The sequence below is a fragment of the Actinomadura bangladeshensis genome (assembly GCF_004348335.1).
Lineage (GTDB): Bacteria > Actinomycetota > Actinomycetes > Streptosporangiales > Streptosporangiaceae > Spirillospora > Spirillospora bangladeshensis.
The window spans coordinates 1-16614 of sequence record NZ_SMJW01000025.1 but is presented as its reverse complement, the minus strand read 5'-3'; the positions used below and the strand labels follow the sequence as shown (position 1 = coordinate 16614).

Below are 16614 nucleotides of genomic sequence, written 5' to 3'. Positions count from 1 at the left end.
GTCAGATCTTGCCGTGGTCCCAGCTGACGATCCGGTCGGGCTCCATGACGATGAGGACGCGCTTGGCGAGGGCCTGCTCGATGCCCTCGGCGATGACCGGGTCGATCGGCTCGCCCATCTCCGGGACGGGCAGGCCCGCCATGCGGGAGCCGACGACCATGCCGACCTTGCTGCGGGTCGCGGGGTCCTCGATGATGACGCCGCGGCCGTAGAGGGCGACGCCGCGCAGCTTGCCGTACTCCGTGCCGTCCTCCACCAGGCAGGTCATGGTGGGGTCCCGGCGCAGGTTCAAGACCTTCTGCGACGCCTTGTAGGTGGTGAAGGCGATCTTCCCGTCGAGCAGGGCGTAGAACATGGTGACCAGGTGCGGCTCGCCGTCCTTGCCGATGGTCGCGATCTGCACCTTGAAGTTGTCGGCCAGGTAGGCGGCCACCTCGTCCGGCGTCATCTTGATCTTGTCGCGCTTGCTCCCGGCCAAGGGGGCCTCCCTGAGTCGTCTGTATCGCGCAGATAATAACCAAGCGCTTGCCCGGCTCCGCCACCCGGCACCATGGGGGGATGTCGGTTCGCGATCTGATCGTCCTCGGGTCCGCCAGCGCGGTGCCTACCAGGGCCCGCAACCATAACGGCTACCTGCTGCGCTGGGACGGGCACGGGGTCCTGTTCGACCCCGGTGAGGGGACGCAGCGGCAGATGTCGCGGGCCGGGGTCTCCGCGCACGACGTGACCTGGATCTGCGTGACGCACTTCCACGGTGACCACTGCCTCGGCGTGCCCGGGATCGTCCAGCGCATCGCGCGCGACGGCGTCGAGCATCCGGTGGACGCCGCGTTCCCGGCGAGCGGCGCTCAGTACTGGGAGCGGCTGCGGCACGCCGCCGCCTTCCGCGACACCGACGTGATCCGCGAGCGCCCGCTCTCCGGCGAGCGGATGCCGCTCGACACCGGCGACGCCCCGTTCACCCTGGCCGCGCGGCGGCTGTCGCACCCGGTCGAGGCGTACGGGTACCGGCTGGAGGAGCCGGACGGCCGGACGATGCTGCCCGCCGAACTCGCCGCGCGGGGCGTCCGGGGGCCGATGATCCGGCGGCTCCAGGAGGAGGGCCGGATCACCGCGCCGGACGGCCGCACGGTCACCCTCGGCGAATGCAGCGTGCCCCGTCCGGGGCAGAAGGTCGCGTTCGTCATGGACACCCGGCTCTGCGACGGCGTCCACGAACTGGCCGACGGCGTGGACATGCTGGTCATCGAGTCGACGTTCCTCCACCAGGACGCGGACCTGGCCGCCGAGTACGGCCACCTCACTGCGGCGCAGGCGGGCGCGGTCGCGGCCCGGGCGGGCGTCCGGCACCTGGTCCTCACCCACTTCTCCGAGCGGTACCCCGCCGAGGACGAGCACCGGTACGTGGACGAGGCGTCCGCCGTGTTCGGCGGAGACATCACCCTCGTCCATGATCTCGACCGGATCCCGATGCCGCCGCGCCGCCTAACCGGACTCCAGGAGGGGCAGGATTGACGGCATGGCTGACGAGTGCGATGTCGTGGTGATCGGTACCGGACCCGGGGGAGAGGACGCGGCCGGAAGGCTGGCGGAGGCGGGCCTGTCGGTCGTCGCCGTGGAGTCCCGGCTGGTCGGCGGCGAATGCCCCTACTACGCGTGCGTCCCCACCAAGATGATGGTGCGCGCCGCCGGGATGCTCGAAGAGGCCCGCCGCATCCCCGGGATGGCGGGGCGGGCCACCGTCACCCCGGACTGGGGGACGGTCGCGACCCGCATCCGGGACGAGGCCACCGACTCCTGGGACGACAAGGTCGCCGCCGACCGCCTCACCGGCAAGGGCGTGAGGCTCGTGCGCGGCGAGGGCCGCATCACCGCCCCGAACGAGGTCACCGTCGGCGACCGGGTGTTCCGCGCCCGCCGGGGCATCCTGCTCAACACCGGCACGGCGCCCGTGGCCCCGCCCATCGACGGCCTGGCCGGCACCCCGTTCTGGACGAACCGCGAAGCCGTCCAGGCCACCGAGGTCCCCGGCTCGATCCTCGTCCTCGGCGGGGGTGTCGTCGGCGCGGAGATGACGCAGGTCTTCGCCCGCTTCGGCAGCCGCGTCACCATCGTCGAGGCGGGCGACCGCCTCCTCGCCAACGAGGAGCCCGAGTCGAGCGCCCTGATCCGGAAGGTCTTCGAGCGCGAGGGCAGCACCGTCCGGACCGGCGCGGGCGTCACCGCCGTCACCCACGAGGACGACCGGTTCACCATGCACATCGGCGACGAGGCCCTCACCGCCGAACGCCTCCTGGTCGCGACCGGCCGCCGCCCCAACTTCAAGGGCCTCGGCCTCGACCGGGTCGGCCTGGACGAGAACGCCCGAAGGGTCTCCGTCGACGGCCACATGCGCGCCGCCGACGGCGTGTGGGCGATCGGCGACATCACGGGCATGGGCGCGTTCACGCACGTCTCCATGTACCAGGCGGCCGTCGCCGTCCGCGACATCCTCGGCGAGGAGGGGGCGCCCGCCGCCTACCGCGCAGTCCCGCGCGTCACCTTCACCGACCCGGAGATAGCCTCGGTCGGCCTGACCGAGGCCCAGGCGCGCGACCAGAACCTCCCCATCCGAACCGGCATGTCGCAGATTCCCGAGTCGACCCGCGGCTGGATCCACAAGGCCGGCAACGACGGCTTCATCAAGCTGGTCGAGAACACCGAGTGGGGCACCCTGGTCGGCGCGACCGCCGTCGGGCCGTCCGCCGGCGAGGTCCTGGGCTTCCTCGCGGTCGCCGTCCACACCGAGACCCCCACCGCCGCCCTCCGCGACATGATCTACGCCTACCCCACCTTCCACCGGGCCATCGAAGCCGCCCTCGCCGACCTCGCGACCTGAGCGAGTTAACCGCCCGGGGATATCGCCAGGCTCGGGTTGAGGACCGGAAGGTAGCCTTCCCCGCGCTGTCGTCTCCTTCCGCGTCCAGCTGGGAAGACCAGGACCGATGTGAGGGCCTCCGCAACAAGTGCTCGTCGTTGACGAAGGCTGTAGCCCCCCGTCTCCGGGCGCATACGCCATCGCCGAAGCCGCTCGGACGCCTCGTCGTTGAAGCACGCCTCGACCGCTTCCCAGTCCTCCTTCTCCGCGAGCAGGTCTTGAAGAATCTCCTCAAGAACCGCTGATCGCCGTAGGAAGAGCGTCTGGTCGATGTCGCCGCGCTGCCGGCGTGCGTGAAGTTCCTCCTGTTTGGCCTGGATTGCCGCGAGCTCTCGGGCTCGGGTCCAGGCATCCTGTTGAAGAGTGCCGGGTCGTGCGTCGGTGAGCATGCCGAGGACAAGGTCGGCCACCTCCTGGTCCATGCATTCACCCCGCACTGCACTCCCACCGCATCCGCCATCGCTCTTCGGCCGGCATGCGTACCGGTAGGTCGATCGGCCGGCCTTGGGAGCGCAGCCCGACATGACGCATCTGCAGAGTTGCCCGTCCACCTCCCGGCCGCAGAGGAGGAAGCCGGATAGCAGGTATTTGCGCGGCGTGCGCCCCTTGCCGTCCAGGCTCCGGCCTCCTGGGGCCCGATGGCGCGGTGAGTACCGTTTGCGGACCGTCTCCCATTCGGACGGGCTGATGATGGGTTCCCAACACCCCGGCACGGGCTCGCCGGCGTCGTCAGTGACGACCTCGCCGTTGAGCATCCGCAGCCCCGCGAGCCGGGGGCTGGAGATGATCTGCTTCACCGTCTGGGCCCGCCACGGACCCCCGTTCTCGGTCGGGATGCCGGAGCGAGCGAAGATCTGCGTGATCGAGCCCAGAGGCAGGCCCTCGACGCAGGCCGCCACGGCCTCGCGGATGACCGCCGCTTCGGCCGGCACTACTTCGATGACCCCCGGAGCGCCGCGGACGGGACGGTAACCGAAGACCCGCCCGCCCGTGTGGGCGATTCCCCGCCGTGCCTGAGCGGCGTGCCACCGCCGTGTCCGGTCGCCGCGCCGAGAGTTCTCGCCCATGATCCCGGAGACGTCGTGCCATCCCGTCTCTTCGGCGTCCGATGCGTACAGGTCGCGATGTCCTTGCCAGTCCAGGAAGGCGCGTCCAGGAGCGGCGCGGAACGCGGTGACGAAGCGTTCCCACTGGGCCGGTGTCTTGTAGATCCGGTCGACGTCCACCGTGATCACACCCTCCACAGGTTCGCCATCACCGATGCGGCCGCGATGCAGGTCGGCCAGCATGGCCTCGAATCCGGCGCGCTTCTCGTCGCGGCCCGCCGACCTGTCGTTGTCCGTGTACTGCTTGATCACGACGGCCCCGGCGTCGCGTGCCATCGCTTCGCAGGCGGCGTGCTGGGCCTCCACGCCGAGGGCCGCGGCGAGCGTCCGCCGCTTCCCTGACAGGTCGCTGATGCGCGCATACGCGATCAAGAGCGGTTGTGCCGGGCTCATCTCATCTCACCTTCCGGAAGGGGCTTGCCGAGGTCGGTGAAGTTACAGTCCGGGGCCGACATTTCACGGACGGTGGCGGTGAGAGGGGGTGCCAGGACATGTGAGAGGCTGGAGGGGTGAACCGACTAGCTCAAGCTACGTCGCCGTATCTCCTTCAGCACGCCACCAATCCGGTCGACTGGTGGGAATGGGGAGAGGAGGCGATCGCGGAGGCTAATCGGCGGGACGTGCCCATACTGCTCTCAGTGGGGTACGCATCCTGCCATTGGTAGCTCCGCTGAACTCACTGGTGTCATGTGATGGCTCACCAGTCCTTTGAGGACGATGAGACCGCGCGCGTCATGAACGAGCTGTTCGTGAACATCAAGGTGGACCGCGAAGAGCGGCCGGACATCGACGCCGTCTACATGGAGGCGACCCAGGCCATGACGGGCCAGGGCGGGTGGCCGATGACGGTGTTCATGACCCCGGAGGGACATCCGTTCTACTGCGGGACGTACTTCCCGCGCGCGCAGTTCCAGGCGCTGCTGCAGGCCGTCCACAAGGCGTGGACGGAGCAGCGCGACGACGTCGTGGGGCAGGGGCAGCAGGTCGTCGCGGCGCTCAGCTCGCGGGGTTCCGGGCCGGCGGGCACGGAGGTGCCCGGTGAGCAGGCGCTCGCGCAGGCGGTGAAGGCGCTCGCCGGTTCCTACGACGCGGTGCGCGGCGGGTTCGGGGGCGCGCCCAAGTTCCCGCCGTCGATGGCGCTGGAGTTCCTGCTGCGGCACCACGCGCGGACGGGTGACGAGGAGTCCCTCGCGATGGCGTCGCACACCCTGGAGGCGATGGCCCGCGGAGGGATGTACGACCAGCTAGGCGGCGGGTTCGCGCGGTACTCCGTGGACGCCCGGTGGGTCGTCCCGCACTTCGAGAAGATGCTCTACGACAACGCCCTGCTGGCGCGGGTCTACGCGCACTGGTGGCGGCTCACCGGCACGCCGTTCGCGCGGCGGATCGCGCTGGAGACCTGCGACTGGATGCTGCGCGACCTGCGGACGAACGAGGGCGGCCTCGCCTCGGCGCTGGACGCCGACAGCGAGGGCGTCGAGGGGAAGTACTACGCGTGGACGCCCGCGCAGCTCCGGGAGGTGCTCGGCGAGGACGACGGCGCGTTCGCCGAGGGCCTCTTCGAGGTGACGGGGACGTTCGAGCACGGGACGTCGGTCCTGCAGCTCTTGAGCGACCCCGACGACGCCGACCGGTACGAGCGCGTCCGGACGGCCCTGCTGTCGGCGCGCGCGCACCGGATCCCGCCTGCGCGGGACGACAAGGTCGTGGCGGCGTGGAACGGGCTCGCCATCGCCGCGCTGGCCGAGTGCGGCGCCCTGTTCGACCGGCCCGATCTCGTCCGGGCGGCCGAGGAGGTCGCGCGGCTGCTGGTGGACGTGCACGAGCGCGACGGGCGCCTGGCGCGGACGTCCAAGGACGGGGCCGCGGGCGCCAACTCCGGCGTCCTGGAGGACTACGCCGACGTGGCCGAGGGCCTGATCGCCCTGCACGGCGTCACCGGGGACCCGCATCACCTGCGGATGGCCGGCGAGCTGCTGAACACCGTCCTCGAACGGTTCGCGGACGGGCAGGGCGGCTTCTACGACACGGCCGACGACGCGGAGCGGCTGTTCCGGCGGCCGCAGGACCCGACCGACAACGCGACCCCGTCCGGGCAGTTCGCGGCGGCGGGGGCGCTGCTGTCGTTCGCGGCGCTCACCGCGTCCGACTGGCACCGGCAGGCCGCCGAGGCGGCGCTGGCCCCGGCCGGGGCGCTCGCCGGCAAGCACGCCCGGTTCGCCGGGTGGGGGCTGGCCGTGGCGGAGGCGCACGCGACCGGCCCGGTCGAGATCGCGGTGGTCGGCGATCCGGACGATCCGCGCACGCGGGCGCTGCACCGGACGGCCCTCATGGCCGTCGCGCCCGGCGCGGTGGTGAGCGTCGGCCCGCCGGACGCCGAGGGCGTGCCGCTGCTGGAGGGGCGCGGCCTGGTGGCGGAGGTCCCGGCCGCGTACGTGTGCCGCGGGTTCGTGTGCCGGCTGCCCGTGACGACCACGTCCGATCTGACCCGCGAACTACGTGGGCAATTGGACTGACGGTCTACTTTGTGGCAGCGTGACCTTGCTCTCGTTCCCGCTTGGTGTTACCAAGGAGTAGCCGGGCCGGATCTGACCCGATGGGGCCGGACGGGCGAGGGTGCCGGGTGGTGGTCCGGGTATCTGGACGGTGGCAGCCCGCCTGGGTCATAGTCGTCCCGGGGCCGGTGGGCCGGCCGGGACGCAGGACGACCTTCGAGGAGTGCAGCAGTGGGAAAGCCGAACCGCCGGGTCCTACCGACGATCATCGGCGTTTCGGTGCTGACCACGCTCGCCGCCAACGTCGCGGTGCTCGTCGCGCACGACGACGCGCCCGCCGCCCCGCCGCGGACGCAGCAGCAGCGGGCCCGGTACGTCGCCGCGTCCGGCAGCACGAACCTGTCGCCCACGGCGGTCGCGCCGCTCGGTAAGCGGCTCACCCCGCACGTCCTCGTGGCGGCGCCGACGACGCTGCCCGCCGACGTCGTCCAGCGGGTCCGCGGCGCCAAGGGCGTGCGGGGCGTCGAGGTCGTGGACGCCGTGCAGGGCATGGTCGCGGGCAAGCGGGTCGGGCTGATGGGCGTGAACCCGTCCACGTTCCGCAACTACACGCCGAAGCCGACCGCCAAGTCGGACGCGCTCTGGCGCAACCTGGCGGCCGGCGACGTCGCGATCTCGTTCACGATGGGCAGCGACGGCGGCGTCAAGCTCGGCAGCCAGGTCCCCGTCGGCGGCGAGCACCGGCAGACGCAGCTGCGCGTCGGCGCGTACGCGACGATGGGCATCAGCGACGTCGACGCGGTCGTCTCGCACGGCACCGCCCAGGCCCTCGGGATGCCGAGCGGCAACGCGATGCTGATCAGCGTCCCGAAGAGCGAGCCGAAGGCGTTCATCAAGAAGCTCCGCAAGGTGCTGCCCAAGCAGGCCAAGGCCGTCGCGGTCAACCCGGAGATCGACTTCCCGAAGAGCGGGAACCTGCCCGCCTCCAACGGCCAGGTCATGACCGCCCGGCAGGTGCAGACGGTGATCAAAGCGGCGTACACGCGGCTCGGTTGGCCGTACGTGTGGGGCGGCGAGTCCGAGGCTGAGGGCGGCTACGACTGCTCCGGCCTGATGCAGTACGCGTTCGCCAAGGCGGGCATCAGGCTGCCGCGAGTCGCCGCCGACCAGGCCCGCGCCGGCTGGGTGATCCCCTACAGCAAGGCCGAGCCGGGCGACATGCTCATCTGGGCGAACGACCCGACCGCCCCCGGCTACATCTCGCACATCGCCCTGTACCTGGGCAACGGCAAGATGATCGCCGCCCCCCGGACGGGCACCGTGGTGCAGGTCCAGAAGGTCTACACCCGCAACATGCGCGGCGCCGTCCGGGTGAGCCCCAAGACCGCCGCCAAGGTGGCCGCCGCCATCGGCTGACGGTGCCATCGGCTGACGACGCCTACAGCGGGCAGCCGCGGGCCAGGAATTCGAGGTAGTGGTCCAGGAGGGCCGGGAGGTCCTCGTAGGTGACCTTGTCCTCGATCAGGCGGTTCATGGCAGCCTGCATGACGCCGAGGACGGCCCAGCTGAACGCCTCCACGTCGGGATCGTCGGGGGCGCGGCCCGTCCGTTCGCCGATGGCCTCGCTCATCAGGTCGAAGGTGCCCCGCATCGACTCGAACATGCGGCCCCGGACGGCGGGGACGGTCGCGGCGAGCCGCAGCCGCGTCCGGAGGACCTCCAGATCGTCGGCGTACAGCTGCGGCAGGATCTCCCGCAGCATGGCGCGCAGCGCCTCGATCGCCGACACCTCGGGCGGCTGGTCGCGGATGATCTGCGCCATGATCGGGTCGTACTCGTCGGTGACGACGACGTCTTCCTTGGTGGGGAAGTAGCGGAAGAACGTGCTCGGCGAGATCTCCGCCGCCGCCGCGATCTGCTCGACCGTCGTCTCGTCGTACCCCTGCTCGCCGAACAGCCGGAGGGCGTGGTCCTGGATCGCCCTCCGGGTCCGCAGCTTCTTGCGCTCCCGCAGCGGGAGGCGGGAGAGCCGGTCTTCCAGCCGGTCGATGGCGTGCTCAGGGGACGACGTGCTCATGGGTCGATTCTCGGTCATCGGCGGCGGGCACCGCACCTCCGGCGGCGCGGCGCGGCATGAACAGCCACAGCAGGACGGCGGCGGCGAGCGCGGCGGCCCCGCAGGCGGCGAGCACCGCGTCCATGCCGTGGACGTAGGCGCCCCGCGCGGAGGCGAGCAGCGCGCCGTCGTCCAGCCGGGCGGCGACCCGGACGGCGCCGCCGATGGAGTCGCGCGCCGCGCCGGCCGCGTCGGCGGGCAGGTGGCCGGTGGAGACGCGGTCGCGGTAGACGGCGGCGAGGAGGCTGCCGAGGCCGGCGACGCCGAGCGTCCCGCCGGTCTGGCGCAGGGTCTGGACGAGCCCCGAGCCGCGTCCGGCCTGGTCGGCGGGGAGCGCGGCGAGCACCGCGTCCATCGCGGGGATCATCGTGAGGCCCGAGCCGATGCCGATGACGACCAGCCACGGGACGGTGGCCGCGTAGCCGTCGCCGGCCGCGGTGAGCGCGCCCCAGCCGAAGCCGGCGGTCAGCACCAGCAGGCCCGCGACGATGACGGGCTTGTGCCCGGTGCGGCCCGCGACCCGGTCGGTGGCGAGCGCGCCGGCCATCAGGCCGAGCAGCATCGGGATCAGCCGCATCCCGGTGTCGAAGACGTCGGCGCCCTGGACGGCCTCCAGGTACTGCGGCAGGACGAACAGGATCCCGCCCAGCATGAGGTTCGCGGTGACGGCGGCGACCATCGCCCAGGTGAACGATCTGTCGCGGAACAGCGCCATGTCCAGCATGGGCTCGGCAGCCCGGCGCTCCCACAGCACGAACCCGGTGAGCAGGAGTACGGCGAGGACGAGCATGGCGCCGACGAGGGGGTCGGTCCAGCCGCGGGCCGGCGCCTCGATGACCCCGTACACCAGCGCGACGAGGCCGCCCATCGACAGGGCGGTGCCGGTCAGGTCGACGCGCGGCGCCGCCGGGTCGCGGGTCTCGGGCAGCAGGAGCGCGACCGCGAGGCCGCCGATCACCACCACCGGGACGTTGATCAGGAAGATCGAGCCCCACCAGTAGTGCTCCAGCAGCCAGCCGCCGAGCAGCGGGCCGAGCGGCAGCCCGAGCGCGTTGGCCGCCGACCAGACGGCGACGGCCCGGGTCCGCTCCTCCGGCGGGAACACCGCCGGCAGCATCGACATGGACAGCGGCAGGACGACCGCCGCGCCGAGCCCCATGAACGCGCGCGCCGCGATGACGCCGCCGGTGCCGCCCGCCAGCGCCCCGGCGAGCGAGGCGGCGCCGAAGACGGCGAGGCCGGCCAGCAGCATCCGCTTGCGGCCGAGCCGGTCGCCGAGCAGCCCGGCCGGGAGCAGGACGGCGGCGAAGACGACCAGGTAGGAGTCGACGATCCACTGCAGCTCGCCGATGCTCGCGTGCAGGTCCTCCGACAGCGTGGTCAGCGCCACGTTGAGGATCGTCATGTCGAACCCGAGCGCCAGCATGCACAGCGACAGCGCGCAGAGCCCGAGCCAGCGCCGGGTGTGTCCGGACTTCATGGTTGCAGCCTCCAAATGACTGTCCCTATGAAATGAGAGTAACTCTCAAAAGATGGTTCATGTCAAACGGGCCGATGGGCTGGCGTGCTCCGCGTGGGGAGCTGTAATTTTAATTACATGACTACGAGTGAAGCGGCCGAGGAGCTGCGCGGCTGGTTCTCCGGGCGGCTTCCGGACGAGTGGTTCGACGGCCCGCCGGAGGTCGTCCTCGACCGCGAGGAGGCCAGCGTCATCGGCCGGCTGCCGGTGCCGGCGGCGGCCGAGGCGGTGTCGGGCGCGGAGCGGGCCGGCGTGATCGCCGGGCACGTCCAGCGCTTCCGCGAGGAGACCCGCGAGCGGCGCATCGGCATCGCGCGCGAGGCCGAGCAGCGCTTCGGCTACAAGGTCTCCTGGGGCATCGAGTGCGACGGCGAGCGGGAGATGTTCACCCACCTGTCGGTGCCGGTCATGACCCGGCTGCGGCAGCCCGAGCGGCGCGTCCTGGACACGCTCGTGGACGCCGGCGTCGCGCGCAGCCGCAGCGACGCGCTCGCCTGGTGCGTCCGGCTCGTCGGCAAGAACACCGACGCCTGGCTCGCCGAGCTGCGCACCGCCCTGCAGCACGTCGAACGCGCCCGCGCCGCCGGCCCGAAGGCCTGACCCGCGCGGACGGAGCGCGGGGGTGGTACCCCGCGGCCGGAGCAGGCCGACCATCCCTTACGGGCCCGGCCCCGCACTACCCTGACCTCATCGAAACGGCGGGATGAGTGCGGCGGCCGCGCCATAATTGAGCGTCCTCCCGGCAGGGAGTGGGTCGCTCGAAGGGAAGCCCATATGGGGGTTCGGCGTACGGGAATGCCGCGCATCGGGAAGCCGCGCGGAGGGCGGAGCGAGGGGGCGCGCCGCCGTCCCGCCGAGGGCGGCCGGCTGGTGTCCGCCGTCCGCCGCAGCCGCCCGTACGCGGCGGTCCGGGATGTCGTCTACCGGCTGTACGAGCGCCGGGTCGAGGCCGACCTGCCCACCGATGTCACCCCTCGGCACGTCGGCGTCATACTGGACGGGAACCGGCGTTGGGCCAGGTCGATGGGCCTGGCCGACGTCAACACCGGGCACCAGCGCGGCGCCCAGAAGATCTCCGAACTGCTGCAGTGGAGCGCCGAGGCCGGGGTCGAGGTCGTCACGCTGTGGCTGCTGTCCACCGACAACCTGAACCGGCCCGCCGCCGAGCTCGACCCGCTGCTGGAGATCATCGAGAACACCGTCCGCAAGCTCGCCGCCGACGGCTGGAACGTCAAGCCCGTCGGCGCGCTCGACCTGCTGCCCGATAAGACCGCCCGCGTCCTGAAAGATGCGGGTGAGGCCACATCCGGCGCTCCCGGCCTGATTGTGAACGTCGCGGTTGGGTATGGAGGTAGGCGTGAGATCGCTGATGCGGTGCGCTCACTGCTCATCGAGCAGGCGAGCCGGGGCACCAGCATCGAGGAACTCGCCGAGTCCCTCGACGTGGAGCACATCGCGGAGCATCTCTACACGCGCGGCCAGCCGGACCCGGACCTGGTCATCCGCACCTCGGGGGAGCAGCGTCTCTCCGGCTTCATGCTCTGGCAGAGCGCCCACTCGGAGTTCTACTTCTGCGAGGTCCACTGGCCGGACTTCCGCAAGGTCGACTTCCTCCGGGCCATGCGCTCCTACGCCGCGCGGCACCGGCGCTACGGTACCTGACCGTCCTTCGCGGACCACCGCCCCCTCGCGGGCGGACCTGCGCGCCACCGGTAGGTTCCCCAGAGTCAGGGAGATCGAGTGGCCACATCCTCCGCGCGCCGTCCCGGCACGTCCGGGAACACCTCCGGAACCTCCGTTCCGGAGCGGCGCACGTACGTCCTCGACACCAGCGTCCTGCTCGCCGACCCCGGGGCGCTGACCCGGTTCGCCGAGCACGAGGTCGTACTCCCCATCGTCGTCATCTCCGAGCTGGAGGCCAAGCGCCACCACCCAGAGCTCGGGTACTTCGCCCGGCAGGCGCTGCGCACGCTGGACGACCTGCGGCTGCGGCACGGCCGGCTGGACGAGGCCGTGTCCGTGGAGGGGCCGCACGGCGACCAGGGCGGCACGCTCCGCGTCGAGCTGAACCACTCCGACCCGAGCGTCCTGCCGGACGGCTTCCGGCTCGGCGACAACGACACCCGGATCCTGTCGGTGGCCGGCTGGCTGGCCCACGAGGGGCGGGACGTCGTGCTCGTCTCCAAGGACCTGCCGATGCGGGTGAAGGCGTCCGCGGTCGGGCTCGCCGCCGAGGAGTACCGGGCGGAGCTCGCCGTCGTCGAGTCGGGCTGGACCGGCATGCGGGAGCTGGAGGTGCCCGCCGGGCCCGTCGAGGAGCTGTACGAGACCGGGAGCACCGACCTGGAGGAGGCCAGGGACCTGCCCTGCCACACCGGCCTGCGGCTGCTGTCGGAGCGCGGTTCCGCGCTCGGCCGGACGCTGCCGGACAAGTCGGTGAAGCTGGTGCGCGGCGACCGGGAGGTGTTCGGGCTGCGCGGCCGGTCCGCCGAGCAGCGGATCGCGCTCGACCTGCTCATGGACGAGGACGTCGGCATCGTCTCGCTCGGCGGCCGGGCCGGCACGGGCAAGTCGGCGCTCGCGCTGTGCGCGGGCCTGGAGGCCGTCATGGAGCGGCGCCGGCACCGCAAGGTCGTGGTGTTCCGCCCGCTGTACGCGGTCGGCGGCCAGGACCTCGGCTACCTGCCCGGCTCGGAGAACGAGAAGATGTCGCCGTGGGCGCAGGCCGTCTACGACACGCTGTCGGCGGTGACGACTCCCGAGGTCATCGAGGAGGTCGTCGACCGCGACATGCTGGAGGTCCTGCCGCTCACGCACATCCGGGGCCGCTCGCTGCACGACGCGTTCGTCATCGTGGACGAGGCGCAGTCGCTGGAGCGCGGCGTGCTGCTGACCGTCCTGTCGCGGATCGGCGCCGGGTCGCGGGTCGTGCTGACCCACGACGTCGCGCAGCGCGACAACCTGCGGGTGGGGCGGCACGACGGGGTCGCGGCCGTGGTGGAACGTTTGAAGGGCCACCCGCTCTTCGCGCACGTGACGCTGACCCGGTCGGAGCGGTCGCCGATCGCCGAGCTGGTCACCGACATGCTCGGTGACGTGGGCGCGTAGCGGGCGGACGGGAGCACATCGTAACCCCGGCGGGGCCTGGTGCGGCCCGCCGGGGTTTCTTGTCTCAGAACACGTTCATCCATTCCCTACGGAACGTGATCAGCAAACCCCGCACCGTCGAACTGTGATTAAGGTCACATTGCCCGCCACTTCGGGGCAGATGCCCAGGCCGGTCAGGGGTTTCGGTGCTTCGTCCGGGGAGTTGCCAACGATCCCACCGGCCGCATTTGTCTCGTTTCGGTTGCGAAGCGGCCCGCAGACTCCGGCATTGTGTCTCCCCGTAAGCACCCCCCGAGCGGTGCCAGGCCGGAGCGCGGCCCCCCAGTACGACGCGCCCCGGACGCGGCGCCGGCCCGGTCCCGGAGCCGCGCGACGTCCCGGCGGTCCGCAGGGCCGGGGGTGGAAACAGCTCGTGCGCGTGCCCATGCGCGTGCGACCGTCGGAAGGACCGCCTTGTACGGAGACCGTCCCGGGTCCCCTAGGCGAGACGATCGACAGAACTTCGACCTCCCGGCCCCCGTCGCCGACGCGATGGCCGCCTTCGAGGCGGCTGCCCCGGCCCCCGGCCCGGCCGCGGCGCGCGAGAACGCGCCCCCGGTGACCGCGCCGCAGCCGGCCGTGCCGCGGGTGCCGCACGAGGACGATGTGCGGGTCGCCGGCACCGACCGCGCCCGCGCCGGCGCCCCCGCCGGCGACACGCTCGGCTTCCAGGCCATGCGGCCGGACGCGCCGGAGCCCCTGCGCACCGGTGTCTCCGCCGGGGAGCCGCACGACGAGATCGGGTCCGGCCGGCCCGCGCCGCAGGGCGCGCGCCGGGGCGGGACCGGCGGCTCCGGCCGGCGCACCGGCCTGCGGATCGCCGCGGTCGCCGCGGGCGCGGCCGTCGTGATCGGCGGCGGCGCGGTCGCCGCGTTCGCGCTGACCGGCGGCTCCGGCGACGGCGGCGACACCGCCGCGACGGTCGAGCCGTCCCGGCAGCTCGCCGATGCCGCCGCGCCCAAGGTCGACCCGAAGGTCCTGGAGCAGCAGCGCCGCGAGCTGGCGCTGGAACGCGCGTCCCGCGCGACGCGCGAGGACGACGGCAAGGGCCCGGCCATCCGCCCCAAGGGCGCGCCGATCCCGACGAAGAAGCCGGAGCCGAAGAAGGACACCGGCAGTGGCGGCGGGCCGGTCGGCGACCCGGTGCCGAAGGGCGAGGCGCAGGAGATCGCCAAAAAGCTCATGCCGAGCTTCGGCTTCACCGGCGATGGCGAGTTCGGCTGCCTGGTCAAGCTCTGGGACCGGGAGAGCGGCTGGAACACCCACGCGGCCAACCCGTCGGGCGCGTACGGGATCCCGCAGGCGCTGCCCGGCTCCAAGATGGCGAGCGCGGGCCCCGACTGGCAGAACAACGCCACCACGCAGATCAAGTGGGGCCTCGGCTACATCAAGGACCGCTACAAGACGCCCTGCGGCGGCTGGTCGCACTTCCAGTCGGCCGGCTGGTACTGATCCGGGCCCGGCGCGTCCCGGCGCCCCTGCGGGCCGCTGGGACGCGTACAAGCCTCACTTGCCGGACGAGCCGGTCATCCGCAGCACGTCGAGCGCCTCGTCGAGCTGCTCGACGGTCAGCTTCCCGTCGTCCACGTAACCGCGTTCGAGCACGACCTCGCGGATCGTCCGGCGCTCCTTCAGCGCCTGCTTGGCGACCTTCGCCGCCTCCTCGTAGCCGATGTAGCGGTTCAGCGGCGTCACGATCGACGGTGAGGACTCGGCGTACTCGCGCATGCGGTCCGCGTCGGCCTCGATGCCGTCCACGCAGCGGTCCGCGAGCAGCCGGGACGCGTTCGCCAGCAGGGTGATCGACTCCAGCACGTTGCGGGCCAGCATCGGCAGCATCACGTTCAGCTCGAAGCTGCCGGACGCGCCGCCGAACGCCACCGCCGCGTCGTTCCCGATGACCTGCGCGGCGACCTGCGCCACCGCCTCGGGGATCACCGGGTTCACCTTCCCCGGCATGATCGACGAGCCGGGCTGCAGGTCGGGCAGCCGGATCTCGGCGAGCCCCGCGCGCGGGCCGGACCCCATCCAGCGCAGATCATTGGCGATCTTGGTGAGGCTCACCGCGACGGTGCGCAGCGCGCCGCTCGCCTCCACCAGGCCGTCCCGCGCGCCCTGGGCCTCGAAGTGGTCGCGGGCCTCGGTCAGCGGCAGCCCGGTGGCCCGCGCGATCTCCGCGATGACGCGGGCGGCGAAGCCCTCGGGGGTGTTGATGCCGGTGCCGACCGCCGTACCGCCGAGCGGCAGCTCCGCGAGCCGCGGCAGGACGGCCTCCAGCCGCTCCACGCCGTGCCGGACCTGCGCCGCGTAGCCGCCGAACTCCTGGCCGAGCGTCACCGGCGTCGCGTCCATCAGGTGCGTGCGGCCCGACTTGACGGTGGTCGCGAACTCCGCGGCCTTGCGCGCCAGTGCCGCCTCCAGCTGCCGCAGCGCCGGCACCAGGTCGTTCAGGACGGCCCCGGTCGCCGCGATGTGGATCGACGACGGGAACACGTCGTTGGACGACTGGGAGGCGTTCACGTGGTCGTTGGGGTGGACGGGCCGCCCGAGCCGCTCCTCCGCCAGCGTCGCGACGACCTCGTTCGCGTTCATGTTGGACGACGTCCCGGACCCGGTCTGGAACACGTCGATCGGGAACTGGTCGTTCCACCGGCCGTCCGCGACCTCCCAGGCGGCCTCGGCGACGGCGCCGGCGATGTCGGCGTCGAGGATGCCGAGTTCGGCGTTCACCGTCGCCGCCGCGGCCTTGATCCGGCCGAGCGCGGCGATGTGCGCGGCCTCCAGCGTCCGCCCGGAGATCGGGAAGTTCTCCACCGCGCGCTGCGTCTGCGCCCGCCACTTGGCCGCCGCCGGCACCCGCACCTCGCCCATGGAGTCGTGCTCGACCCGGAACCCCTGCTCGGACATGGAAGCCTCCCGCTGCGATCTTCGGCCGTCCCTCATGCCAGCCCGCCGCAAGACTCCCGCATTCCCCGGGGTGGGCCTTCTCACTCCCGGTTCCGGCTCACCCCTTGTTCAGGGTGTAGTTCTTGCGCTCCTTCGGCTTGCCGGCCGGCTCCTCCTTGCCGTTCACCCACACGTCGCAGGCGGACGCGTCGTAGACCACGGCGTTGAGGCGCGGCTGGTCGTACTGCCGCAGGTCGCCGGTGCGCAGGCTCTCGTCGGTGAGCACGGTGATCGTGTCGCCGGGCACCGAGACGAAGATCTTGCACTCGTCGGTGCGGGCCCGTACGACCAGCGTGCTGGACTCGACCCCGGGCGGCACCGCGGCCTGCGGCGGGCCCGCCGGGGCGGAGGACGTGGCGGCGGCGGTG

Annotated in this window: 13 protein-coding genes and 1 pseudogene; 8 read left to right on the top strand and 6 right to left on the bottom strand. The window is 72.2% G+C overall.

Translation table 11 applies throughout. The annotated features are described in order from the left end of the window. Position 1: 1 nt before the first annotated feature. Entirely contained in the window at positions 2-478 is a 477-nt protein-coding gene (locus E1284_RS07600) for a pyridoxamine 5'-phosphate oxidase family protein (RefSeq protein WP_131938283.1), read from the bottom strand. Between the two features lie 80 nt (positions 479-558). Between E1284_RS07600 and E1284_RS07595 the strand changes: the two genes are divergently transcribed. Continuing rightward, on the top strand, positions 559-1515 hold the full coding sequence (locus E1284_RS07595; protein ID WP_131938282.1) for a ribonuclease Z: 957 nt from the start codon (positions 559-561) through the stop codon (positions 1513-1515). Positions 1516-1519: 4 nt separating this feature from the next. Then, positions 1520-2878 (top strand): dihydrolipoyl dehydrogenase family protein, encoded by a 1359-nt coding sequence (locus tag E1284_RS07590; protein WP_131938281.1) that lies wholly within the window; start codon positions 1520-1522, stop codon positions 2876-2878. Positions 2879-2883: 5 nt separating this feature from the next. Here the strand turns inward: E1284_RS07590 and E1284_RS07585 are convergent, their stop codons facing one another. Continuing rightward, the gene (locus E1284_RS07585; RefSeq protein ID WP_131938280.1) at positions 2884-4416 is read right to left on the bottom strand and encodes a recombinase family protein; all 1533 of its coding nucleotides are present in this window, start codon (positions 4414-4416) and stop codon (positions 2884-2886) included. A gap of 116 nt (positions 4417-4532) precedes the next feature. Here E1284_RS07585 and E1284_RS07580 point away from each other — a divergent pair. Together E1284_RS07580 and E1284_RS07575 are read left to right on the top strand one after the other, a co-directional pair. Next, positions 4533-6539, top strand: a pseudogene (locus E1284_RS07580) (thioredoxin domain-containing protein). 210 nt (positions 6540-6749) lie between these two features. Continuing rightward, positions 6750-7934: a C40 family peptidase gene (locus tag E1284_RS07575; protein WP_131938279.1), complete on the top strand. Its 1185-nt coding sequence runs from the start codon at positions 6750-6752 to the stop codon at positions 7932-7934. Positions 7935-7956: 22 nt separating this feature from the next. Here E1284_RS07575 and E1284_RS07570 read toward each other — a convergent pair whose 3' ends face one another. Next, positions 7957-8595 (bottom strand): acyl-CoA-like ligand-binding transcription factor, encoded by a 639-nt coding sequence (locus tag E1284_RS07570; protein ID WP_131938278.1) that lies wholly within the window; start codon positions 8593-8595, stop codon positions 7957-7959. Beyond that, the gene (locus E1284_RS07565; RefSeq protein ID WP_131938277.1) at positions 8576-10114 is read right to left on the bottom strand and encodes an MFS transporter; all 1539 of its coding nucleotides are present in this window, start codon (positions 10112-10114) and stop codon (positions 8576-8578) included. Before E1284_RS07565 ends, E1284_RS07570 begins: the two co-directional genes overlap by 20 nt. 117 nt (positions 10115-10231) lie before the next feature. Between E1284_RS07565 and E1284_RS07560 the strand changes: the two genes are divergently transcribed. The 4 genes from E1284_RS07560 to E1284_RS42945 all read left to right on the top strand — a co-directional run bounded on the left by E1284_RS07560 (position 10232) and on the right by E1284_RS42945 (position 14752). Further along, the gene (locus E1284_RS07560) at positions 10232-10753 is read left to right on the top strand and encodes a hypothetical protein (RefSeq protein ID WP_131938276.1); all 522 of its coding nucleotides are present in this window, start codon (positions 10232-10234) and stop codon (positions 10751-10753) included. A gap of 174 nt (positions 10754-10927) precedes the next feature. Then, entirely contained in the window at positions 10928-11815 is an 888-nt protein-coding gene (locus tag E1284_RS07555) for an isoprenyl transferase (RefSeq protein WP_239067261.1), read from the top strand. 78 nt (positions 11816-11893) lie between these two features. Further along, entirely contained in the window at positions 11894-13261 is a 1368-nt protein-coding gene (locus tag E1284_RS07550; protein WP_131938275.1) for an RNA 5'-3' helicase PhoH2, read from the top strand. Between the two features lie 453 nt (positions 13262-13714). Beyond that, positions 13715-14752 carry a lytic transglycosylase domain-containing protein gene (locus E1284_RS42945; protein ID WP_243714323.1) on the top strand — a complete coding sequence of 346 codons (1038 nt, stop codon included), beginning with the start codon at positions 13715-13717 and terminating at the stop codon, positions 14750-14752. A gap of 54 nt (positions 14753-14806) precedes the next feature. Here E1284_RS42945 and E1284_RS07540 read toward each other — a convergent pair whose 3' ends face one another. Beyond that, complete coding sequence (locus tag E1284_RS07540) at positions 14807-16207, bottom strand: class II fumarate hydratase (protein WP_131938274.1); 1401 nt, start codon at positions 16205-16207, stop codon at positions 14807-14809. Positions 16208-16304: 97 nt separating this feature from the next. Beyond that, a partial coding sequence (locus E1284_RS41285; RefSeq protein WP_165965163.1) for a hypothetical protein occupies positions 16305-16614 on the bottom strand: 310 nt, incomplete at its 5' end.